A 24191-nucleotide genomic window follows, 5' to 3' on the forward strand; every position below is an offset into this window, starting at 1 on the left:
GAAAAAGTATTAATTGGCAATTTATTAAAAAAGATTTAGAGTTGATGAGTTTGAGTAGTAATTACTCCCTGATAGATATAAATTACAAAAATCTTCTTAACCATTCCATGGCTTTTTTATCATCAGTAAATGATTGCATTGGAATAGGCGGGTTTTGGAATTTGAAAAGTATCTTCATAATAAATTGGGCCAAGCCCGGTTTAGAAACCATCGCCATTGCGGTGTAAATTTCAGGAAGTTTTTCAGTCGAAAATTTACGGGTTTTCTGATCTGGAATGGGCGAGTTTTTTAAGTAAATAAGAAGAGGCACTTTTTTGCCATTTGTAATTTTTTTAACAAGGGCTACATTGGCAGAAATGTTTTCAACGGTGCGTAAAATACTTTTGCTGTAAGAAATTAGTATTCCTTCATCAGTTAACAGATAATCTGCAATTTCTCCATCTATGAGGTTATTGTCTCTTATGTTTTCCATTCTTTTTCTAGCTAACAATAGTTTTTACCCGTTTCAAAATTCTATTTTTTTTATAGAGCGTATGGGTGAATATTAATAATTCTTATCGCCGTTGCTTATCGAATTTATAAAAGCATTATGTAGGTTTTTGCTAAACGGACTTTGTTTATCTTTCAATCGTTCAGGATGCCATTGTACAAATAGCAGAAAGGATTTTCCTTCGGGCTGTGTGCGTTCAATTGCTTCTGCAACTCCATCAGGAGAGATGGCGCTTACTACCAGACCTTTACCAACTCTGTCGGTACTTTGATGATGATTGCTATTAACTAATCCTCTATCGGTATTTACAATTCTATTTAACCACGAGGATGGATTAACAATTATTTCATGGTATCTATCGCTTTTATCGGGCATTTTAGAATGGTCAAATTTACCCCAGCTGGCTATGTCTGGAATTAAAGTTCCGCCGAAAAAAACATTGCCAACTTGTATTCCTCTACAAATACCTAAAACTGGGATACTATTTTCTTCTGTATAGGATAATATTTTAAACTCGAATTCATCTCGTTGCTCATCAATATCATCTTCATAGCAGTATGTATGGTATTCTGGTTTATTATAAAAACGAGGATGAACATCTTCTCCGCCAGTAAGCACAATACCATGGCAACGATTAATCTCCTCAAAATTATCCAATTTGTAGCCTAGTTGTATTACTTCAACGCTTTCATCGTAGGATAAAACCCAATCGCGATAAATTTCGAATTTACTGCAATCGGTAACACCAATTATTATTTTGCTGCTCATGGTTTTAAAATTAATGATTTTTTCAATTATCAATAATAAAAAAGCAACATCGAATTTTGGAATCGAAACTTGCCAGTATTGCAGCAGATTTTTATTCTTTTTCTTCATAATATAGTTTTTCCATTATAAAAACTATATTTGCCTTACTCAAAGGGGTGCTGATTCCTGACAATTTCTTTTGTCAATAATCGGCTGAGATTACACCCATTGTCTTGAAAGATGACCAATACATTCAATATTCAAACGTTTGGAAATTGATATTTGATTATTGGAACTTCTAAAAGATATGCACCTGATTCGGATAATGCCGACGTAGGGAAGAGGTTAAGTTTACAATACTGTTTCGCCCTGAAAGCAGTTTTCAATGTTTTTATTATGCCCAAAGGCAGAAATTATTGTAAATGAATTTTCAAGAATGGTTCGGGCTCTTTCGAGAGCAAATTTTGCACACTTCAGTAATAGAATGGCTGGCTGTGGGCTTTGGTGTATCTGAAGTTTTACTAGCTAAAAAAAATAATATCTGGTTATATCCAACGGGTATTGTATCCATTTTATTAAGTATGTTTCTACTACTAAACGTTAAACTTTATGCAGAAATGCTTCTAAGTATTTACTACTTAGTAATGAGTGTTTATGGCTGGATAATTTGGAAGAAACGCAAACTCGATGGCGAAAATCAGGTTTCCTGGAGTACAAATCGAGAGCTAACTATTGCCGTTCTGATTTCTGTTATCGGGTTTTTTGTGTTCTATTTTGCATTGAGAAATCATACTGACTCTGATGTACCTTTGCTCGATGCATTTGTTTCTTCTACTGCGTGGGCTGGTATGTGGCTTTTAGCTAAACGTAAAATCGAAAATTGGATTTTTCTTAATATTTCAAACCTTGTTGCTATCCCGTTGCTATTCCATAAAAAATTGCCATTAATGGCTTGCTTAACTACTTTCTTATTTGTGGTTGCCATTTTTGGTTTTATAGATTGGAAGAAAATTATTGGAAAACGAAATCTAAGAACAGTTTAAACATCTAATTGGTAGGCATAAGAAATCAAATGAGTTGTTTCGTGATTCGATGATTACCTGTTAAAAAAATACATTTATGCAAAACATACTAACGCAAACCTGGCAAGATAAAGTAAGTGAATTTGCTCAGCTTTCTGAAGAAATGGGACAACTACATCCCGAAATTTTAGAACAAGCTTATCAGGAAAACTGGTTTAAACTTTTCGTGCCTGAGGTTTATGGTGGAGCAGGTAAAAAACTCCCCGAAATTTTGCGTTTGGAGGAAGAACTGGCGGAAGCCGATGGGAGTTTAGGCTGGACGATTACGCTTTGTGCAGGTGCTGCCTGGTTTGCAGGCTTTTTAAACCCCGAATTAGCCGAAGAAATTTTTTCAGATAAAAAAGTCTGTTTCGCGGGAAGTGGGGCCGTTGGTGGCATTGCTTTTAAAACTAATCATGGTTATTTAATTAACGGACATTGGAAATACGCAAGTGGGGCACTACACGCAACAATTTTTACTGCAAACTGCCTGCTTAAATCTGATGATGGTTCTGATATTTTAGATCAGGATGGAAATCCAAAAGTAATGTCGTTTATCCTAAAAAAGGATGAAGTAGAAATTTTAGCTGGCTGGTCTTATTTTGGTTTAGTTGCAACTGGTAGTCACGCTTTCGAGGTTAAAAATCTGGAAGTTCCATTAAACCGAACCTTTAAAATTAATAACGATATTAAAGTTGCAGATGAAGGGTTTGATTATCCGTTTTTACAACTTGCAGAAACTACTTTAGCCGTGAATAGTTTAGGTATGGCTAATCATTTTATCCGATTGGTTGAGGAAGCATTTTTTAGCCGCTCTGGCCTGAAAAGATACACAGAAACACAAATCGATTTTTTTACATTCGAACTTAATAGATGTAAAGATGAAATCGAACAGTTAAAAGAGGAATTTTATAAAACTTTCGATGAGTCTTGGATGCAGTTATTATCAAATCAAATTATAAACAATGAACAGCTTGCAGAAGTAAGTTTAATAAGCCGAAAACTGGCACATGCTTGTAGAAAATCGGCCGATACACTTTTTCCCTACTGTGGTTTAGAGGCAGCGAGAAAAGATTCTGAAATCAATCGTGTTTGGAGAGATATTCACACGGCAAGTCAACATGCTTTGCTCACTTTTGAAAGCTAAATGTTTTTAAATTAGGTGCATAATTTCAGCGATTCGGCAAGCTTCGTGAGAGTTGTTTACCCTTAATTTTTCTAATATATTTTGGCGATGACGGTTTACGGTGTTTATACTTATTGCAAATAAATCTGCAATTTCTTTACTCATTTTTCCTTTTCTAATAAGCTGTAAGATTTCTTTTTCGCGAGTTGTTAAGATATTAATTGATTTTTGATTGTCGGGCTTTATAATTTCTCCAGTAGCTGAATTTACAATTAGCCGCTCTGGTTTATCAATGTTAAATTCATCATCGAGAAAATTATATAAACAAAGCGCCAACCACAAACTTCCATTGGGCAAACTGGATATATAAAACATTCGATGTTTAATAAAAATATATTCGTTGCTTTTATTGCGTATCCGTATTCTGCTACTTACATGATAATTCGCCCGCGCTGCCGTTGGTATATTTTTAATCATATTAAAAAATTGTAGTTCGAGTAAATGTTTATCCAGTAAATCATCAGGATGAATCCTATTGAAAATTTCTTCTTCCCATATCGAATTTATTTCTGAAGAATTATCCTGCTCTGAAAGCCCGAATACCTTGGCCACATTTCCATTGTAAATAAAACTCTTATTCGCCTTCATATCACTGAGCACCGCAATTGAGTTTTCGATTTGCGCATACATAAAAGCCATATATTGGTAATGCGCCAAACTTATGGTTTTATCGTCCTCTTCCTTAAAAACCTGTGTAAGCAGTTTTTCATTCAGTGTATCTACAATATTCATATTATATGGTTATTTATCAGTATTGACCGCCTGCTTGCAGTATTTTACCTTTGTTGCTGTAAATATAAATATGGTTATTAGCTCTAAGCACAAATGAAGAAAATTATTTTAAGCGTCCTTGCAATGGCAATGGTGCAAATGGCTTTTGCGCAAAGTCTCGAAAAAATGCAATGGTTTAACGAGCCCGAAAAATGGGAGATAAAGGATAATGCTTTAAATATGTATGTAACTCCGCAAAGCGATTACTGGAGAATTTCGCATTATGGTTTTACCGTTGATGATGCACCATTTTATTACTCGACTTATGGCGGCGAATTTGAGGTTAAAGTGAAAATAACTGGCGATTATAAAGTACGTTTTGATCAGATGGGTTTAATGCTTCGTATTGATCATGAAAACTATATTAAAACAGGAATTGAATTTGTTGATGGCAAATACAACCTGAGTACAGTTGTAACCCACAAAACGAGTGACTGGAGCGTAACAACCTTAGATAAAACACCACCGTTTTTATGGATAAAAGCTGTTAGAAGATTGGATGCTGTAGAAGTATTTTATTCTTATGATGATAAAACCTATCTAATGTTGCGAAATGCAAATCTTCAGGATAACAGGCCCGTAATGGTTGGGTTAATGGCTGCAAGCCCTGATGGAAATGGCTTTAAAGCTAAATTTGAAAGTTTTAAAGTTAAGCACTTACCAGATCAAAGAAGATTGGAGTGGTTAAAGAAGAATGAGAACTAAAAATATTCATCTACCGATGGAAAACATGGTTTAATTGTTAATAGCCAAAATGAAAGCGCCTCGATTTTATATCAAGGCGCTTTTTTTGCAATTTCGCAGGCCACTAAATTTGTCTTGCTTTCATTTTTTTTAATTCAGCTTGCAAGTTAATGGGATTCATTCCTTGCAATTTAGATTTCTCTATTGCATCTTCCTGAGTTTTAATTGCCTCTTCGAAGTAACCTAGCCTATACAGCAAGTGTGCTAAAGTGTCATAATAGCCTCCAATTGGATTTAATTCAATCGAACGCCTGCTCCAAAGCATAGCTTTTGTTAAGTAATTAAGGTTTTTAGTACCCGTTTGGTAAAAATTCCATGCAGCATTATTTAATTCATTTGCATAGTTTGATACAGGAGAGCTCACCCCAACAACAGATTTGGTCACACTTTTCATTCCAGACAATTTTAATAAGCTGTCCATTTTTTCCTTTGAAACGATTTTTTTTCCTAAATCTTCTGGAAATGAATTTTTTAGGTTCCGATCTAGATTTTTCTTTTCAATCCTTTTAATACTATCGGCACTAATATTCATGTAGTGATTGTCGTAAAAATACATTGCAGTTCTAAAGTAACTTGCCGTATCTTTCACGGTATAATAGTACCAAAGCATTTGGTTATTGTAAGATTTCTCTCCTGCTCTGTAATCTCTAGACCAAGTAGAGCGTTCAAAATTTGCCGCCGCCATGGCTCTATTAACATTTTTATCTTTTACAGCGGCCTTCATCGTATTCGAAATAATTGCTCTGTTAATCGCTATTCTTTTTTGTGCCGACTCGTTTCTATATAAACTATCTATGAGTTTTCTGTTTGTGTAGGCAAGCTTGTAGGCAGTGCCATCAACATAAGGACCCGCTTGCAAAATGTACAGCACATTTTCATACTTGTTAAAATCACCTATTGTAAGGTTGCTCACGTACTGCTCAATCAAATCTGCATTATTGGTTATTCCAATTTTTTGACGGGCATCAATCAATTTTTTTAGCTGAGAGATGCTTCCTTTATTCATCTCTACATCTTTTTCCAGTTCAGAGATAGATTTTTCTTTATAAGCTGTCAACGCATTTTGAACCATTGATAAATATTTATTTTTATCGGTTGAATTTCCAAATTCGCTATAAAATATCTCGCTGTTTTCTCTTAGAAAAATATAAGCAGGATAACGGTTGATGTTTCCAATTCGCATAATTGATCTTACGCTGGTATCGGTCATAATCGTTTTATATACTATGAAATTTTCATTCACCAGATCTGAAACATCTTTTTCATCCAATCCCGATTTAAAATTTGCTTTACTATTAACTGGTGGATTTACCATACCTGGTGGCAAGATTACCAATAACACAGGTTTATGAGTTTTAGCCGATGAAGATAACGCAGAGGCTAATGATTTGGAAGACTTTAGCTCTTGAGAAAAGCCACGTAATGAAAAAAATGAAATAACGATTAGGAAGAAAATAGATTTCATAGATGTTGGAGGGTTAAATAGATATAAAAAGCCCATGATTTTAATCATGGGCTTTAATATTATTGATACTGAATGTAAATCGGTTTTGGAGTAAGTTTTAATAACTCTTCAGGGGTCATTAAACGTTTAGGTTCTTTCTTTAAATCATTTTTGTAAAATAATTTGAAGCCTGTAAACTGAACAGGTTCACCTTGTATAAAGTGACGGTAAGTTCCTATTTTTAAATCTGGTTCACCCCATCCATCCATGTGCATTACAACCTGAACTTCTGGACGAAGCTTAATGTTCGATGCATTGGTTACCATTTTTTTAGTAAAACGGTGCAGAACGAATACTTTTGGAGGCAAGTTATATTTTTTAACCATATCAGCTAAATAGCCAGTAACGTAATTAATATCAGCTGCATCATAAGTACCGATTCTTTTTCCTGGAAGAGAACCATCTTTCATTGAAAATTCTGGGTCGATTCCTAAATGTACGTATGGTAATTGTAGATATTTTTCGATGTGCGGTAATTCTGCTTTTATGGTGCTTAATGCAACTTGTAAATCTAAAAACACAATTGTATTAGGCTGCATTTTCGCGATTTTTAAAACCGAGTCAATTTGCGAATTAGCCATACGATTAATGTATTTATTATCTCTGCCAGGAGTTCCGCTAGCTACCGCTGCAATGTAGTGTAAACCTGGTTGTACTGGTGTAGATGGATCTGCTTTTTCCCAACGTTTAACTTCAGCATTTAAACGTTGCCACATTTCTTTTGGAGCATATTCGCCTAAAGCACCCATTTTTTTAGAATGCAGGTTGCCATAATAAACAACAATACGTTTAAATGGTAAAATAGCACCAGCTAAAGGAACTGGCTGATTTTTCACAGGCCATCTGCCTGTTGTATCGCCGTTTGCTAATTTACGAACTAAAGAATCATATAATTTAGGATCAACAGGCTTCATTACATTTACTGTAGAATCTGTTTTCTTTTTTGTACTGTCTGATGAGAACATTTTGCCAACGCCACCACTTTTGCCATCTGAATTGCAGTTGGCAAATAAGCTGATTGCGGCAAAACCAAGTACTAAGGTACCCGCTAATTGAGGAAATTTCATAGATATGTTATAGGTTTTTAATGTTTAGACAGGTTTTCCGAATCTGTTTATGCATGAAAGTAGGATGGAAAACTGAGAGTTCAAAATAAAGTAATCAACATTTACACATTGCAGAATTTACCAAAAACACCTAACGGAAGTTTAATGCCTGCAGTAGCCTGAAGATATAATTCGCCCGTTTCTAAATTTTTAACATTAGGGTATGATGTGCGAATTAAGTTCTCTACAATAACAGAAGAAAATCCAAGAGAATAAGTGTTTAATATTAAGAAATGTTCTTTCTCATCTAATAACTGAACCACATCTTGCATCATTTCCTGAATATGGTCTTCAAGCTTCCACTTTTCGCCATTTGGGCCATGACCGTAGGCAGGTGGGTCAAGAATAATTCCGTTATATTTCTTACCTCTTTTGAGTTCTTTTTTAACAAACTTTAAAGCATCTTCCACCATCCAACGTGTATTTTTTAAGCCCGAAAGTTCCTGGTTTTCGTTTGCCCACGTTACTACCTGTTTAATCGAATCTACGTGAGTAGTTTCTGCGCCAGCTGCATTTGCAATTAAAGATGCAGCGCCAGTGTAAGCAAAAAGGTTTAATACTTTCGGTTGTGGAGTTTTAAATTTTTTAATTGATGAAGAAATAAAATCCCAGTTTACCGCTTGTTCTGGAAAAACACCAACGTGTTTAAAAGAAGTTAAACCTAAACGAAGTTTAATGGCAACTTCATTGTTTTTATATTCAACATGCCATCTATCTGGTGTTGCAGGATTTTTTTTAACCCATTCGCCAGAAGTAGCAGAGCGACCACGAAAAGTGATGTTGGCTGTTTTTTTCCATTCTTGTTCTGATAATGTTTTTTTCCAAACGGCCTGTGGCTCTGGTCTGATTAAAATAACATTTCCAAAACGTTCTAATTTTTCAAAATCCCCGCAATCAATTAGTTCGTAATCTTTCCAATGGGTTGGGGCAAGTAATTGTATCATGTGTTAATTTATGTAGTCATCATTACGAGATCCGAAGTAATCTTAATTGGTTTATTTTCAATTAGATTGCTTGTGCCTCGCGATGACGATTAAAGTTAAAACTTATCTTTGGCAGCTTTCATAAAGCGGCTGGCAAATACGAAGTCGTTAAGTTCTTTAATATCTGTATGTGCGATTTCTTTGTTACTACCTTCCCAGAATTTTTTTCCTTCGTGTAAGAAAAGAATATAATCCCCAATACCCATAACGGAGTTCATATCGTGAGTAACTACAATGGTAGTGGTTTTAAATTCTTCAGTTAATTCCTGAATCAATTCATCAATTACGATAGATGTTTTTGGATCTAAACCCGAGTTTGGTTCATCACAAAATAAATATTTTGGATTCATCGAAATTGCACGGGCTATACCTACACGCTTTTTCATTCCTCCAGAAAGCTCTGCTGGAAATAACTTGTTTTTCCCTGCCAAATTAACCCTTTCTAAACAGAAATTTACACGCTCCATTTTTTCTGCTCGTGTTTGATCGGTAAACATATTTAAAGGAAACATAATATTATCCTCAACAGTCATACTATCAAACAAAGCCGATCCTTGGAAAAGCATTCCAATTTCTTTACGAACCTCAATACGTTGTTCATAGGTCATGGGAGTAAAGTCTCGTCCATCGTAAAGAACAGAGCCCGAATCTGGCTGATGTAAGCCAACCATACATTTTAATAAGGTCGTTTTACCAGATCCTGAACCTCCAATAATTAAATTAGTAACGCCTTCTTCAAATTTTCCTGAAATACCTTTTAAAACATCGTTTCCAGAAAATGATTTGTATATATCTTTAACTTCGATCATTATAATAACAATTGAGTAACTAAATAATCGCAAACAAGAATAGAGATACAGCTAATTACAACTGCTCTTGTACTTGCCTGAGAAACTTCTAATGCTCCACCGCGAACATAAAATCCTTCGTAAGCTGGAACTGAGGTGATAATGAAGCCAAAAACAAATGCTTTAACCAATGCCACTACAATTGTATATGGATTGAAATCAGTTGTAATTCCTTGAATGTATTCTGCAGGTGTAACCGCTCCAGAAATCGAGCCACCAATATAACCACCTGAAATGCTTAAGAACATTGAAATGATAACCAACATCGGTACCATTGTGATGCCTGAAATGATTTTTGGAAGAATTAAATAACCTGGCGCATTAATACCCATAATTTCAAGGGCATCAATTTGCTCGGTAACTCGCATAGAACCAATTTCCGACGAAATGGCTGAGCCAATTTTACCAGCGAGTACAATTGCACTAATGGTTGGACTTAGTTCCAGAATACTCGAATCTCGGTTTACAGAGCCAATAATTGTTTTTGGAATAAAGTCACTTACCAACTGGAAAGCAATTTGCAAGGTCATTACCGCACCAATAAAAGTTGAAATAATAGCGATTAACCCTAACGAGCCAACGCCAACATAATCCATCTGTTTGGCAATTTCTTTAAGATATATCTTCAGTTTTTCCGGCTTTCTGAATACTGATTTGAGTAGCAGTATATACCTGCCGAAATTGGTAAAATTCATTCCGTATGTGTTGCTTAATTTAAATGTTCAATATATATTATACTACAAAGAAACGATAAAAAAGTTGTAGGCCTTTGTTAATTACAAAAATATTCGTGGTTTTAAATATAAATATGGTTTTTTGCTTACAAAAATTAAACCATAAAGATATGAAGGCTGTAATAACCGGAGCAACAAAAGGAATTGGTAGAGCGATAGCGATTAAGCTGTGGGAAAATGGTTACGATTTGCTACTTACAGCTCGAAATCAGCCAGAACTCGAGAAACTTCGTGATGAACTATTTGTTACTGGGAGAACAATTTTAATTTATGCGGTAGATTATGGCATTAAAGAAGAAGTCTATAAATTTTTAAATACAGCGGAGAATGAATTTGGTTTCGTTGATGTTTTAGTAAATAACGTTGGCGCTTTTTTACCAGGTAGTATGCTCGATGAGGATGATGAAACCTTTGAGAAACAGCAAAATATAAATGTAAATGCCGGTTATTATATCAGTAAGTTTTATGGAAAAAAAATGCGTTCACAACAGCGTGGACACATATTTAACATTTGTTCGGTGGCTAGTAAGGCGCCCGTAAAAAATGGTGGAAGTTATAGTGTAACAAAAGCAGCGATGTTAAGTCTTAATCATGTATTGCGGCAAGAGTTAGCTCCACACAATGTAAAAGTAACTGCTTTTTTGCCGGGTTCAACCAAAACATCATCCTGGGAGGGAACAACGATTCCTGATGAAAAATTTGTACAACCCGAAGATATTGCAGAAACTCTATTTACCATTTTAAACTTAAGTAAAGGGGTAAATGTTGATGAAGTGCTAATTACTCCGCTGGATTTTTAAACACAAAATGAACAGCGTTATGGAAAAGAAGCTTTTTAGAAACGAACACGATAAGATGATTGCGGGTGTGGCTTCGGGGCTTGCAGATTATATGCAGGTAGAGGTAACCATAGTTAGATTATTGTTTGCATTATCTGCCATATTTATGGCTGGAGGTGGCTTGGTAGCCTATATAATTATGTGGATTATTGTGCCGGTTAATAATGACCCAGCAGCAAAATTCTCGAAATTTAATGATTACTTTAATAAAAATAACCCAAATACCCCACCATTTGGAAATGCTGATCCCTTTGCAGGGCCAGTAGGTTCGGGTAATACAAACTGGACTCAGCCTGTTAGCGATGCGCAGAAAACACCATTCGAAACACAAGCGAATTTTGGTAAACTAAATAAACCAAACGATACTGGCCGTACAATTGGAGGATTAGTTTTACTTGTAATCGGATGTTTCTTTTTAATGCGTGAATTGGACTTCATTCCAGATTGGTTCAGATTCAGAAACTTCTGGCCAGTTATCTTTATCGTTTTAGGTATTAGCATAATTGCGAAATCGAAAAGAAAAAATGAATGGGCGGCCTTTCAAAACCAGCAAACTGGTAACGAGCCTAAAGCCGAAACTGTAACGGATGCAGTGGTTGTTGAGGAAACTCATATACCAAAAGACGAAAATAATTCAACACCTAATAACCCTCAAGTATAAATATTATGAAACTAGATAGATTAATCTGGGGTATTTTACTGCTTTTCATTGGCGGTGTACTCTTACTCGAAAATTTTGGCGTAATCGATTTTTACTGGCGTAACGTATGGCATTTCTGGCCTGTGTTTTTAGTTATTGCGGGTGTAAATATTCTTTTTAATAAAAACAATTCGCAAACGGGCAGTATAATTTCGATAGCTGTTTTAGTTGTAACCTTGTCTTTTCTTTTCTTTAGAGGGCAGCAAGAACCTGATCGTAACTCGTGGTGGGGACATAATTTTAAAAAGGATGTTGATATCAATATAGATGATAACGACGACAACGATAATGATAGCAATGATACTGCTTTCAATCAGTTGAAATTATCTGAGCCGTTGGTAGCAATAGATAGTGCGAAAAAAACCATTCTTAATATTTCTGGAGGTGGGGTTTCTTTTAACCTTGATGGTGAAACTGCTGAATTAATTAATGCTGACATTAAGAAAAAGCATGGTAATTTCTCTTTAACTAAGCAAACCACCGACAGCACAACTGTTTTAAATTTTAAAATGGGTGATAAAAAGAATAAGTGGAATTTTGGTGATGGTGGTAACGATGTTGATTTCAGGTTGAATAAATTACCAGAATGGACAATCAACATGAAGCTAGGTGCTGGAGAGGCCGATTTTGACTTTGCAGACTATAAAGTTCGCACTTTCCGTTTCGATGGAGGCGCTGCATCTATGGATATCAAGATTGGAAATTTGTTGCCAATTACTGATGTAATAGTAAAATCCGGAGTCGCCGAAGTTAAAATAAAAATTCCTGAAGGCTCTGGTTGTATAATTAAAACAAAAACAGGTTTATCGGCAAAAGATTTCTCTGGATTTGATAAAATTAGCGATGGCGTTTACCAAACTTCGAATTATAAAACATCTACAAAAAAAATCTTTATTAATTTAGATGGTGGATTGAGTAGCTTTGAGGTTGATAGATATTAAAAAGGTTTAAGGTTTAAAGGCTGAAGGTTTAAGGCTTATATCATCAAAGCTTGTAAAACCCTAATCTTAAAATCATAAAATCAAATGAATCCTAATCTGTATACAGTAGTTATAAACGGAAAACCTCAAGGGCCATATAGCCTTTCTGAGCTTAATGATTTAAACATTAAACCAAATACGTTTATACGGAAACCAGGAATGGACGATTATAAAGAAGCTCATGCAATTCCAGAATTGCGTGAGCTTTTGGGTTTTAGTTATCAAAAAACTGCACCACAATATTTTGCTTCTTTCGATTTAAGACTGCTGGCTTCGGTTATTGATCATTTCTTGATTTTTCTAGTGTTCTGCGCAATCATTCTTTTTAGTTTTATTTTTGTCGAAGGAAAAGATCTACGGATTATGGCTTTCCTGATTCCATTGCCATCCATTTTCCTCGTTAAGTTAATTTACGGAAGCATCGCCGAATCGACTAAAAAACAAGCTACCATCGGAAAACGTTTGGTAAATATAAAAGTTACCGATTTAGAAGGAAGTCCAATTTCTCTTGGTAAATCTTTAGGAAGAAATTTTGCTAAAATATTTTCTGTAATCCCTGTTTTTTTTGGCTATTTCTATAGTTTTTTGAATAAGAAAAACCAATGCTGGCATGATATCGCCGCCGATACTTTAGTTATAAAAGATAGGTTAATTTAAAACTGGTTAAATTTAGATCATTGACTGGAAGTTGCTAGTAAACATTCAGTCATTCTATCATACAAAATTCTCTCATTCGAAATTCTATCTATATCTTTGCAATCGCATGGAAAATATTTTGGCAAAGCATGATTTAGGTGGTGGATATTGCAACAGTTTAACGCAATATTCGAGGTTTTTAACCCGCGAAGTAAATATTGGTGATATCGCTTTGGGCGGTCATAATCCAATTCGAATCCAATCGATGACCACCACCGATACCATGGATACCATTGGAACGGTTGAGCAAACCATCCGAATGATAGAATCTGGCTGCGAATATGTTCGTATTACTGCGCCTAGTATTAAAGAAGCCGAAAATTTAGCCAATATTAAAAAAGAATTACGCTACCGCGGATATAATGTTCCCCTAATCGCAGATATCCATTTTACGCCGAATGCAGCAGAAATGGCAGCTAGAATTGTAGAAAAGGTTCGCGTAAATCCAGGTAATTATGCTGATAAAAAGAAATTCGAAAATTTAGAATATACACAAGAAGCCTATACAGCCGAATTAGAAAGAATCAATAAAAAGTTTATTCCGCTTATTAAAATTTGTAAAGAATACGGTACAGCGATGCGTATTGGTACAAATCATGGTTCCCTCTCGGATCGTATTATGAGCCATTACGGCGATACACCACGAGGAATGGTAGAATCGGCAATGGAGTTTATCCGTATGTGCGAGGCCGAAAATTATTATAATCTGGTTATTTCAATGAAAGCCAGTAATACGCAAGTAATGGTTCAGGCTTACCGTTTACTGGTAGAAACAATGGTAAAGGAAGGTATGAACTATCCTTTGCATCTCGGAGTAACTGAAGCTGGTGATGGAGAAGATGGTCGTATTAAATCGGCTGTTGGAATTGGAACTTTATTAGAAGATGGCTTAGGTGATACTATTCGCGTTTCGTTAACCGAAGACCCAGAATTTGAGGCTCCAGTTGCCAAAGCTTTGGCCGACCGATATGTGAATAGAGTTGAAAGTCAAAAGTTGAAAGTTGAAAGCAATACTGTCGTATGTCATCCTGAGCTTGTCGAAGGACAATCACCAACTTACAGTCCATACCAATATTCCCGTAGAACAACAGAAAGTGTTCAACACATTGGCGGGCATCATCATCCAATGGTAATGATTGATGTTTCCAAAGAAAACTTAAAAGACCCATATTTTTTAAGTTCGATTGGATACAATTACAGTGCAGGATTAGATAAATATAACTTAGCTGATCAAGCTTGTGATTTAGCTTTCTTAGGCGATAATTTACCATCATTCTCTTTCCCAGGGAACTTAAAACAAGTGTACAATTATCAAACCTGGTTAGGTTTAAAGGATAAAAATAATTGCCACCCATTATTTTCTTTAGATGAGTTTAATGAGTCAGTAGTTAAGGACGAGCATTTAAACTTCGTAGAAATTGATGCAACGCATTTCAATCATTTATCTTTACATCAACTGATTAATGTGGTTTTTGTGTTGAAGACATCTGCAAACCATGGAATGGCTGAACAAAGAGCGTTTTTTGTTGCGCTTCAAGAGAAAAATATCCAGGTCCCAGTAATCATTAAAAGGACTTACCAAGAATATGATGCAGATCATCTGCAACTTTATGCTTCAACCGATTTTGGCGCTTTATTTACTGACGGTTTTGGAGATGGTATCTGGATTGATGCTCGGAATGCAGATTTAGCTTTGCTTAATTCTACAAGCTTTGGCATTTTACAGGCAACAAGAACAAGAATAAGCAAGACGGAATATATTTCTTGTCCAAGTTGTGGTAGAACCCTTTTCGATTTACAGGAAACTACCCAATTAATTCGTTCTCGCACCGATCATTTAAAAGGCTTAAAAATTGGAATTATGGGCTGCATTGTAAACGGTCCTGGCGAAATGGCCGATGCCGATTATGGTTACGTAGGAACTGGTCCTGATAAAATTACCCTTTACAGAGGGCAAGAAGTCGTGAAGAAAAATGTAACTACCGCTTTTGCTTTGGATGAACTGATTGATATTATTAAAGGTGATGGTAATTGGGTAGAGAAAGAATAAATTGCTTCAATTGATGAAAGATCGATATCGTAATAACAGCTGCTCCAAAACTTTACTGGTGCTGGCAGAACTTAATAAATTTGTTTCGACAAGCTTTACGTAACAGCGATTGATTGCCTCATTCATTTTCTAATCAATAAAACCTAAATTGCCTTAATGAATATTCCTACTTTTCAATATATATTCAATGAGTTAAGAACATGGCTTGTTGAAAAAGATCTTTCGGGTACAGAATTAATTTATTCGTACTTTTTTATTGGATTAATTGGTGTAACATTCTTCCTTTTTATAACTATATTTTTAACCAGGCAAGTATTCATTTTTGCTGTAAAAAGTGCTAAAACAAAACCAAATTGGCAAAGTGCGCTTTTCGAATTTAGAGTTTTTAGAGCTTTTGCATTAATATTCGGTGCATACATAATTTATAATGCTGTTCCTTTTATTTTTATTGATTTTACGAACTGGCTTTTTTATGCATTAATAATTTCTAAAATTTATGTGGTTTTGGCAACCATGTTTGCTATCAATGCTTTTCTTAACGCACTTGTTTCCATCATGGAATCATCGCGAAAATATGCCGACAAACCAATAAGAAGTTATAAGCAAGTTGCTAAAATCATTATCTATATTCTTGGTTTTGTATTGATTTTATCAATTATTTTAGATAAAGATCCTTTATATATTTTTGGTGGTTTCGGGGCTGTGACGGCGGTTTTTATCTTGGTTTTCCGCGATCCGATTTTAGGTTTTGTAGCCTCTGTACAAATGAGTGCAATAGATTTAGTTCGTGTTGGTGATTGGATTACGGTTGAAAAATACGGTGCAGATGGAGAGGTTACAGAAATTAATTTAACTACTATTAAAGTTAGAAACTGGGATAAAACCGTAACCATTGTGCCAAGCTATGCCATTGTAAGCGAATCGTTTAAAAACTGGCGTGCTATGGAAGAAAGTGAGGGTAGACGAATTAAGCGACATATCAATATTAAAATTTCGAGCATAAAATTTTGCGATGAAGAACTCATTTCCCGTTTGCAAAACATCGATTTTCTGAAAGATTATTTAAAGGAAACCCAATTGCAAATTGCTAAGTTTAATGCTGAAAATGCTGTCAATCCCAATAATCTTGTTAACGGAAAACACATGACTAACATTGGTACTTTTAGAGTTTACGCAGAAAAATATTTGGAAAGTAACCCTTTTATCAACACCGATTTAACTTTTATGGTTCGCCAGTTACAGGCAACAGAAAATGGTTTGCCTATAGAAATTTACGTGTTCTCAAAGGAGAAAGGTTTAAGGAAATTTGAAGAGGTTGCTGCCGATATTTTCGACCATTTACTTGCTGCGGTTCCCTATTTTGATTTAGAGATTTTCCAAAGCCCAAGTGGAAGTGATATGCGTGGTTTTGTTGGAAGAGGGAACGATTAGATTGTTGTTTCTCATACAAAACCTGGTTCAGATTAACCGTAATTTAAGACTTTCTGCATACTTGCATTGTATTGTTTTAATAAACGGGATTGCAGCGATATCCTTTTATTGCAGCAGTTCGATAAACTAATAATGCTAACGTTCGCGATAAAAGATTTAGCGCAAAGCCCGACGAGCATTAATCGGTGTTACTGTTTTGGCTTTTCAAAAAACTTTTAAGAACGAAATTGCTTTAATAAGCATTGCTTAACGTAATGCTTTTCTTGTTTAAATAATGAGTAATTTTGAAAACACGAATTATGCTACTTAAATATCTGCGTTTTTTACTGCTTCCGTTCTCCTTAATTTATGGTGTGGCAATTGTTATTCGCAAAAAGCTGTACGATTGGGGCGTTATACGCTCGGTTAAATTCGATTTGCCTGTAATTTGTGTAGGTAATTTAGCGGTCGGCGGTTCGGGCAAAACACCAACAACCGAATATTTAGTGCGTTTATTAGCCGATTATAAAATTGCAATTTTGAGTAGGGGCTACGGCCGAAAAACAAAAGGTTTTATATTGGCTGATGATATTGCAACTGCCGAAACCATTGGCGATGAACCGTTGCAATATCATCAGAAATTTGAAAATATAACAGTTGCTGTTTGCGAAGATCGGGTAGCTGGCATCGAAAAATTAAAGGAAAATCATGATTTAATTATTCTTGATGATGCCTTTCAGCATAGGGCAGTAAAAGCTGGTTTTAATATTCTACTCTTTGAGTTTCAAAAACTCGGCACTTTACAATTCTTGCTCCCAGCGGGAAATTTAAGAGATGTTTTTTCATCGCGAAAAAGAGCGGATGTGTTGCTGGTTACTAAATCGCCAGTTCCATTATTGCACGTAGCACAACAAGCTTCTGTTAACGAATTACAGCCAAACCGAAATCAGCCAGTTTTACATTCATATTTAAAATATGGCCTTCTACAACATTTGTATAAGGCAGAAAGCCGTATTTTAGATTCGATAAAAGATTGTGAAGTTTTTCTTTTAACAGGGATTGCCAACCCCGAACCTTTGGTTAATGAGCTCGAAAAATATTCTAAAACCATTAAACACCTAGAATTTCCTGATCATTACGCATTCAAAGAAGTTGATATTAAGAAACTTAAATCGACTTTTGAGGCTGGTATAAAAAAAGATAAAATCATAATCACAACAGAAAAGGACAGCAAGCGTTTAAGAGCTACTGGATTTGAAGATTTACTGGTAAATTTACCCGTATATTATTTACCTATCGAGGTTGATTTATTTGAAGAAGATAAGATTAACTTTGACGAACTTATTTTAAACTATGTTAAGAGCAATAGAAGAAACCGTTGAGTACATAAAACGTAAAACTGAAAACTTTAAACCAGAAATAGGAATAATTTTAGGAACTGGTTTGGGTGGTTTGGTTAAAGATATTGAAGTAGAGCATCAATTGATGTACTCTAATATTCCAAATTTTCCAATATCAACATTAGAGTTTCATAGCGGCAAATTAATTTTTGGAACTTTAAACGGAAAGAAAATCGTAGCCATGCAAGGTCGTTTGCACTATTATGAAGGTTACAGTATGCAGCAAATTACATTTCCTGTTCGCGTAATGAAAGGTTTAGGTATCGAAAATTTAATTGTTTCGAATGCTGCAGGGTCTTTAAATCCTGAGTTTAAGAAAGGTGATTTGATGATTATTGAAGATCATATTAATCTTCAGCCCGATAATCCATTACGAGGCATAATTGAAAGCTCGTTAGGCTCTCGTTTTCCAGATATGAGTCAGCCCTATAAAAAAAGTATTATTGCCAAAGCTTTAGATATTGCAAAAGATGTTGATGTAAAATGCCATAAAGGTATTTATGTAGCTGTTTCTGGTCCGAATTTAGAAACAAAGGCAGAGTATAAATACTTACGTTTAATTGGTGCCGATGCGGTTGGTATGAGCACTGTACCAGAAGTAATAGTTGCAAACCACGCAGGTTTACCCGTTTTTGCAATCTCAGTTTTAACTGATGAGGGTTTTCCTGAAGATTTACAGCCTTTCAATTTAGACGAGATTTTAGAAGCTGCAGCAAAAGCAGAACCTAAAATGACTGAAATTTTAACCAGATTAATTGCCGAATTATAAAATGCGTAGAGTTGTTCTGTTCTGCTTTTTAATTTCTTTATTCGTTGGAATAAGCGATGTTTTTGCTCAAGATTTAAAAACGAGTGTGGGTAATAATAAAGAGCTGGATTCTTTACGCAAGAAAGAAGAGGGGGAAAAGGATTCTATTGTTTACAATGCTAAATACATTAAATTCACGAAGATGGCTTTAAGTAAAGACAGTATTGTGCTTATTCCCTTAGATACATCTACTTTTAATATTCAAAATTATAGCCCTTTAATGCAACCTAAACACCCAACAATTACAACTGGAAGTATGGGGCAGGTTGCAAGGCCATTATTATATGAGCCTTCTAAAAGAATTGGTTTCGATCCAGGTTATCATTCTTTAGATTATTATGCTTTAACACCCGAAGATATTATTTATTATCAGGCTAGAGCGCCTTTTACAAGTTTGTACTTAGTAAGTGCAGGGCAAAAGGAGCAATTTTTTAAAGGGATCCATAGTCAGAATATTAAGAAAAACTGGAATGCTGGCTTTAACTTTAATAGAATGGATTCGAGAGGGTTTTATAGCCGCCAGAGAGGAGATAATTTAAATATTGCCCTGTTTAGCTGGTATCAATCGCCTAGTAAAAGGTATAACATGTGGGCTTCTGCTATTTTTAATACCATGCGTGCTTACGAAAATGGCTCTGTTCGTGCGGATAGTATTTTTAATACTGGCTACTCAAAAATTCAGAGGGATGCTGAAGCCATTCGGTTATCAAATGCCAGAAATTTGTATCGAAAAAATACAGTTTTTTTAAAGCAAACTTATTATGTTGGCAGGATAGATAGTTCTAAAACAAACAGTTCGGTTTTACCAACAAATAAAGTTACCTACACTATTGAATACAATAATGATAGTTACGATTTTACTAAAGATCAGTTAGATGATAACAGTGTTATTCCAACAGCCTTAGATAAAACTACAAAAATGACGCTTAGGCCTACTGATGCTAGTGATTTGGCTTTGGATCCTACCTTTACCAACGATTCAACACATGTTCAGCATATTAAAAATGAGTTTGTTTACAGTTTTTTTTTAAGGGCTAAAAATTCATCAGTAATTAAAAATGAATTGAAGTTGGATGCCGGGATCCGACATGATTATTATAACTATACTACGATTGGGAGAAGGAAAAATGGTAATACTTACGAAAACAGCAAATTTGGTTTCCAAAATTTAAGCATTATTGGCGCATTAGGTTATCGTTTTACCAGTAATATCGACTTCAATTTGGATGTTCAACAGATTTTTCAGGGTAGAAATGCTGGCGATTTCCTGTATGAAGCTAAAAGTAGAATTGCCCTAGGCAAAGATATTGGAAGAATAGAGTTAGGGGCTTATCTTCAAAATCAATCTCCTTCAGAAATTTTTAGTTTTTACAACGGTAACCATTTCTTCTGGACTAATTCCGATTTAAAAAACACTAAGGTTGCTAACCTATCTTTTGAGTATATAAATGATAAACTGGGTTTGCAGGCGGGTGCTAAATATTTTCTAACTAGCAACTATCTATATTTTGGAACAGGTAGTACATTAATTAAGGATTATAATATAAAACCATATCAGGAAACCTCTGATATTAGTTTAATTCGTTTAGATGTTTCTAAGAAATGGAAGCTGGGTAAATTTACAATTGAAAATTATTTAGCTTACCAAAAAACGGATAATGAAAGTATTTTAAGAACGCCTGAGTTTTATACCTGTAATAGTTTTTATGTTGATTTAAACATTTTTAAAGTTTTAAAAACTAATATTGGCTTTGATGTAAGGTACAATACATCTTATGCTAACTATTCTTATTCGCCTGCTGTATCGCAGTTTTTTGTAGGAGATGCAACTGTATTTAAATCTACGCCAGTAGTTGATGTATTCTTGAAAGCTAACTTAAAACGGGCAAATATTTTTGTGAAATATGATTATGCGAATCAAGGTTTATCCTCAACGGGATATTATACGGTAAATCGATATCCGATGCCCGACGCCTTACTTAAATTTGGCGTAACCTGGAATTTTTACGATTAATAAAAAAGCCTGTTTTGAATATTCAAAACAGGCTTTTGTTATTTAAATCGTTTTTCTACAATGAATAACCGATTGTAAAACCTAATACACGGTTTCTTAATTTATCATCATTAGTTCTCGAATCTTTAGGTACTAAATTAGATATACCTAAACCATAATTTGCTCCGATTGATACTCCACTATTTAAGCGGTATGCCAATCCAAAGTTAGCTCCAAAATCAATGCTGCTTAAATCATCGCTAGTTGTACTACCAAATTCTATATCTCTATCGGTAAACGATGAGCCTGCAACAGCACCATTTGTATAGGTTCCTGTGTATTTGTTTTTACCAGAAATATTGAAACCAACGTATGGCCCTGCACTAATTTGGAATGCACCAGCATCGCCCGTTGGGATTCTTACTACAGCATTAATTGGCACTTCGATAGCCATAACATCTTGTTTAAATGTTCCCGTTACAGTTGTTCCAGCTGCTGTTCCTGTGCTTTCTAATTTTGCACCTTTGTTTTGTAACGAAACGCCCGGCTGAATGAAGAAGTTATTTCCAACTCCGAAATCGCCAAATGCAGTAACGTTATAACCAACATTATTTTTGTAATCACGATCTAAAGCACCAGTACCACTGTAACTAGAAAGGTTAACACCTGCTTTTAATCCGAATCTTGCAGAGTTGCCACTCATGGTTGTTTGTGCGAATGCACCTGTTGCCAACAATAAAACTCCTGCACTTAATAGTAACTTTTTCATAATATTTTCTTTTTAGGTAAAAGATTTTTCGTTTAAGTATTTCCAGGTAAATCCTGAATTAATTAAACCTCTCATTCCAAAAGCTATGCCAAAGTATCAAGTGTGTTACATTTCGATTGCTAATTTATTGATGTACAGTATGTTTTGCGGCTCTTTGAGTAAGTTTCTTTCTTGGTATAAATGCTTCTTTTGATTCCTTAATTCTGTATAGTTAACAGGAATTATTTAGCTTTTAGCTGAAAAATAAAAAATGGGGGTTAAGTTTTCTGGGGTTTCTTTTTTGCTGCTGGAAAAAGAACATTATTTAAGATTAGCCGATAACCTGCAGAATTTGGATGTAAATTTAAATCGGTTGGTGGGTCGCCAACAGCGTGTTGGTAATCCTCTGGATCGTGGCCGCCATAAAAAGTAAACTGACCTTTACCAATTTCTCCATGCAGGTATCTAACTTCTGCTGCGCCTTTGTTTTCACCTAATACGGTAACGCTTGTTTTAATCAGACTTTTTTTAAAAGCAGTTGTTTGACCCATAAACCCTTTAATAACTTTATCATGGTTTTGCGTAAGCATAGTTGGAACTAAATCCCATTTAGCAGAAAAATCGAATAAGGTAAAATAGTCGTTCGATTCATTTAAACCTCGGTTATTGGTTACATCAATATCCGAAAATTCGTAATTCATTGGGTTGTTGTCGAGTTTAAAATTTTGGAAAGCTAGCGATTTGCTGTAATCAAGCTTCGATTGTGCATTTGGATCAGCAGCATCACCATCGAACATGGCTGCGCAAATATCTACGCCATCGGCTGCAAGGGCGATATCAAAACTATCCGTTCCAGAGCACATGGCAAACATAAAGCCACCACCAGCACAATACTCTTTTATGTGTTTGGCTACATCCAGCTTCATTTGCGAAACTTTTTTATAACCCATTCTTTTGGCTAAGGCTTCCTGGTTTTTAACATCTTCCTGGTACCATGTTGCATACCTGAAAGATGACCAAAAGCGCCCGTACTGACCAGTAAAGTCTTCATGATGTAAGTGGAGCCAATCGTACTTGCTTAGTTTATCTTGTAAAATATCATCGTCATAAATTACATCATAAGGAATTTCTGCGTAGGTTAATACCAAGGTTACGGCATCATCCCAGGGGAGTTTGCTTTTAGGCGAATAAACGGCAATTTTTGGCGTTTTCTCGAGCTTCACCATCTCCATATTAACGGATGGATCACTAATTTCGTTTAGTAAGTTGGTTACTTTTCCATCGGCCAATACTTCATAAGATACACCTCTTATTTTACATTCGTCTTCAACGGTTTTATTGTATTTAATCAAAAAGCTTCCGCCTCGGTAATTTAATAACCAATCAACTTCAACTTGTTTGCTTATTGTCCAATATGCAATTCCGTAGGCCTTTAAATGATTTTTTTGATCTTCATCCATAAAAATTAATAGGGATGATGCTTTTACACCAATGCTGGTTAGCAAGCAGAAAATCAAAATGTAATACTTCTTTTTAGTCGCCATAATTACATAAAACACTAAAATACTTCATTTAGTCTGTTTCCAAAAATTTAATCGTGTTATCGATTTGAATTACCTACATTTTGCAGGGATAAATTTTTTGTTATTTTTTTGACTAGTTTATGTTTTATGTGCATTTAACTTTGTTCGTAAACCTGACAAAAGCGGCAGCCCCGAGTTTTTTTTTACGAGGGCTACAGCGAATGGCAGGGCTGAATAATAAGAAGAATTACCCAAACATTCGTTTTCTTAATATTTTTAGGAAGATAATGACATATTTAAATCTTTAAAGATGTTCTATTTATACAATTTTGTTATTTTTGCGGTTCCCATAAAAGTTTTAAAATTTTTGGGATGTTTTTAATAAAGAAAAATTGATATGAGTAAAGCAATAATAAAAACCGAAAAAGGTGATATGACTGTTGAGTTCTTTGAACAAGATGCTCCGAAAGCAGTTGCAAACTTTAAAAAATTAGCAAAAGAAGGCTTTTACGATGGTGTAACTTTTCACCGTGTAATTCCTAATTTTATGGTTCAAACAGGTTGCCCTAATTCAAAAGATGGTGCTTCTGGTATGCCTGGTACTGGCGGTCCTGGTTACAAAATCGATTGTGAATTAGATGGTGAAAACCAATATCACGATCGTGGTGTGTTATCAATGGCTCATGCAGGTCGTAATACTGGTGGTTCGCAATTCTTTATTTGCCACAGCAGAACTAATACTGCGCATTTAGATCGTAACCACACTGTATTTGGTAAAGCAGTTGAAAATGTTGATCTTGTTGATGATATCCGTCAGGGAGATAAAATTTTAACTGTCGAAATAATTGAAGATTAAAATGCGTTGAGCGT

Annotated in this window: 23 protein-coding genes; 13 read left to right on the forward strand and 10 right to left on the reverse strand. The window is 35.1% G+C overall.

Going from position 1 to position 24191, the window contains the following annotated elements:
- Positions 1-82: 82 nt before the first annotated feature.
- Both ACZZZI_RS13855 and ACZZZI_RS13860 read right to left on the reverse strand, forming a co-directional pair.
- Complete coding sequence (locus ACZZZI_RS13855) at positions 83-472, reverse strand: DUF7793 family protein (RefSeq protein ID WP_316756339.1); 390 nt, start codon at positions 470-472, stop codon at positions 83-85.
- A 72-nt stretch (positions 473-544) separates the two neighbouring features.
- Positions 545-1366, reverse strand: a complete 822-nt coding sequence (locus ACZZZI_RS13860; protein ID WP_463489724.1) for a gamma-glutamyl-gamma-aminobutyrate hydrolase family protein — start codon at positions 1364-1366, stop codon at positions 545-547.
- 293 nt (positions 1367-1659) lie between these two features.
- On the opposite strand from ACZZZI_RS13860, the gene pnuC reads away from it, so the two are divergent.
- Complete coding sequence (gene pnuC, locus ACZZZI_RS13865; protein ID WP_316756344.1) at positions 1660-2280, forward strand: nicotinamide riboside transporter PnuC; 621 nt, start codon at positions 1660-1662, stop codon at positions 2278-2280.
- Between the two features lie 76 nt (positions 2281-2356).
- Positions 2357-3445 (forward strand): acyl-CoA dehydrogenase family protein, encoded by a 1089-nt coding sequence (locus tag ACZZZI_RS13870; RefSeq protein ID WP_463489725.1) that lies wholly within the window; start codon positions 2357-2359, stop codon positions 3443-3445.
- A 6-nt stretch (positions 3446-3451) separates the two neighbouring features.
- On the opposite strand, the gene ACZZZI_RS13875 is transcribed toward ACZZZI_RS13870, so the two are convergent.
- Positions 3452-4216, reverse strand: a complete 765-nt coding sequence (locus ACZZZI_RS13875; RefSeq protein WP_463489726.1) for a response regulator transcription factor — start codon at positions 4214-4216, stop codon at positions 3452-3454.
- Positions 4217-4309: 93 nt separating this feature from the next.
- Between ACZZZI_RS13875 and ACZZZI_RS13880 the strand changes: the two genes are divergently transcribed.
- A complete protein-coding gene (locus ACZZZI_RS13880) occupies positions 4310-4960 on the forward strand; it encodes a DUF1349 domain-containing protein (protein ID WP_463489727.1) in 651 nt (216 codons plus the stop codon).
- Positions 4961-5063: 103 nt separating this feature from the next.
- Here ACZZZI_RS13880 and ACZZZI_RS13885 read toward each other — a convergent pair whose 3' ends face one another.
- The 5 genes from ACZZZI_RS13885 to ACZZZI_RS13905 form a co-directional block, all read right to left on the reverse strand.
- Positions 5064-6512, reverse strand: a complete 1449-nt coding sequence (locus tag ACZZZI_RS13885; protein ID WP_463489728.1) for a hypothetical protein — start codon at positions 6510-6512, stop codon at positions 5064-5066.
- 11 nt (positions 6513-6523) lie between these two features.
- Positions 6524-7570, reverse strand: coding sequence for a hypothetical protein (locus tag ACZZZI_RS13890; RefSeq protein ID WP_316756354.1), 1047 nt, complete (start codon positions 7568-7570; stop codon positions 6524-6526).
- Between the two features lie 101 nt (positions 7571-7671).
- Complete coding sequence (locus tag ACZZZI_RS13895; protein WP_316756356.1) at positions 7672-8553, reverse strand: class I SAM-dependent methyltransferase; 882 nt, start codon at positions 8551-8553, stop codon at positions 7672-7674.
- 95 nt (positions 8554-8648) lie between these two features.
- Entirely contained in the window at positions 8649-9401 is a 753-nt protein-coding gene (locus ACZZZI_RS13900) for an ABC transporter ATP-binding protein (protein WP_316756359.1), read from the reverse strand.
- On the reverse strand, positions 9401-10135 hold the full coding sequence (locus ACZZZI_RS13905; protein ID WP_132403625.1) for an MlaE family ABC transporter permease: 735 nt from the start codon (positions 10133-10135) through the stop codon (positions 9401-9403). Before ACZZZI_RS13905 ends, ACZZZI_RS13900 begins: the two co-directional genes overlap by 1 nt.
- 149 nt (positions 10136-10284) lie before the next feature.
- Here ACZZZI_RS13905 and ACZZZI_RS13910 point away from each other — a divergent pair, with 149 nt between their 5' ends.
- The 9 genes from ACZZZI_RS13910 to ACZZZI_RS13950 all read left to right on the forward strand — a co-directional run bounded on the left by ACZZZI_RS13910 (position 10285) and on the right by ACZZZI_RS13950 (position 21071).
- Entirely contained in the window at positions 10285-10974 is a 690-nt protein-coding gene (locus tag ACZZZI_RS13910) for an SDR family oxidoreductase (RefSeq protein ID WP_344766985.1), read from the forward strand.
- Positions 10975-10993: 19 nt separating this feature from the next.
- Entirely contained in the window at positions 10994-11674 is a 681-nt protein-coding gene (locus tag ACZZZI_RS13915) for a PspC domain-containing protein (RefSeq protein WP_344766986.1), read from the forward strand.
- 5 nt (positions 11675-11679) lie between these two features.
- Positions 11680-12654 carry a LiaF transmembrane domain-containing protein gene (locus tag ACZZZI_RS13920; RefSeq protein ID WP_463489729.1) on the forward strand — a complete coding sequence of 325 codons (975 nt, stop codon included), beginning with the start codon at positions 11680-11682 and terminating at the stop codon, positions 12652-12654.
- 84 nt (positions 12655-12738) lie between these two features.
- Positions 12739-13350 carry an RDD family protein gene (locus ACZZZI_RS13925; RefSeq protein ID WP_463489730.1) on the forward strand — a complete coding sequence of 204 codons (612 nt, stop codon included), beginning with the start codon at positions 12739-12741 and terminating at the stop codon, positions 13348-13350.
- A gap of 106 nt (positions 13351-13456) precedes the next feature.
- Positions 13457-15439 (forward strand): (E)-4-hydroxy-3-methylbut-2-enyl-diphosphate synthase, encoded by a 1983-nt coding sequence (gene ispG / locus ACZZZI_RS13930; RefSeq protein ID WP_463489731.1) that lies wholly within the window; start codon positions 13457-13459, stop codon positions 15437-15439.
- A gap of 156 nt (positions 15440-15595) precedes the next feature.
- Positions 15596-16870 carry a mechanosensitive ion channel family protein gene (locus ACZZZI_RS13935; protein WP_316756376.1) on the forward strand — a complete coding sequence of 425 codons (1275 nt, stop codon included), beginning with the start codon at positions 15596-15598 and terminating at the stop codon, positions 16868-16870.
- A gap of 299 nt (positions 16871-17169) precedes the next feature.
- Positions 17170-18231 (forward strand): tetraacyldisaccharide 4'-kinase, encoded by a 1062-nt coding sequence (gene lpxK / locus ACZZZI_RS13940; RefSeq protein WP_463489732.1) that lies wholly within the window; start codon positions 17170-17172, stop codon positions 18229-18231.
- On the forward strand, positions 18203-19018 hold the full coding sequence (locus ACZZZI_RS13945) for a purine-nucleoside phosphorylase (protein WP_463489733.1): 816 nt from the start codon (positions 18203-18205) through the stop codon (positions 19016-19018). Before lpxK ends, ACZZZI_RS13945 begins: the two co-directional genes overlap by 29 nt.
- 1 nt (position 19019) lies before the next feature.
- A complete protein-coding gene (locus ACZZZI_RS13950) occupies positions 19020-21071 on the forward strand; it encodes a putative porin (RefSeq protein WP_463489734.1) in 2052 nt (683 codons plus the stop codon).
- A gap of 55 nt (positions 21072-21126) precedes the next feature.
- Here ACZZZI_RS13950 and ACZZZI_RS13955 read toward each other — a convergent pair whose 3' ends face one another.
- Positions 21127-21819 carry a porin family protein gene (locus ACZZZI_RS13955; protein WP_344767005.1) on the reverse strand — a complete coding sequence of 231 codons (693 nt, stop codon included), beginning with the start codon at positions 21817-21819 and terminating at the stop codon, positions 21127-21129.
- 257 nt (positions 21820-22076) lie between these two features.
- Positions 22077-23258: an asparagine synthetase B gene (locus ACZZZI_RS13960; RefSeq protein ID WP_316756386.1), complete on the reverse strand. Its 1182-nt coding sequence runs from the start codon at positions 23256-23258 to the stop codon at positions 22077-22079.
- 460 nt (positions 23259-23718) lie between these two features.
- On the opposite strand from ACZZZI_RS13960, the gene ACZZZI_RS13965 reads away from it, so the two are divergent.
- The gene (locus ACZZZI_RS13965; protein WP_316756388.1) at positions 23719-24177 is read left to right on the forward strand and encodes a peptidylprolyl isomerase; all 459 of its coding nucleotides are present in this window, start codon (positions 23719-23721) and stop codon (positions 24175-24177) included.
- Positions 24178-24191 lie beyond the last annotated feature (14 nt).

The organism is Pedobacter sp. AC190 (assembly GCF_979258025.1).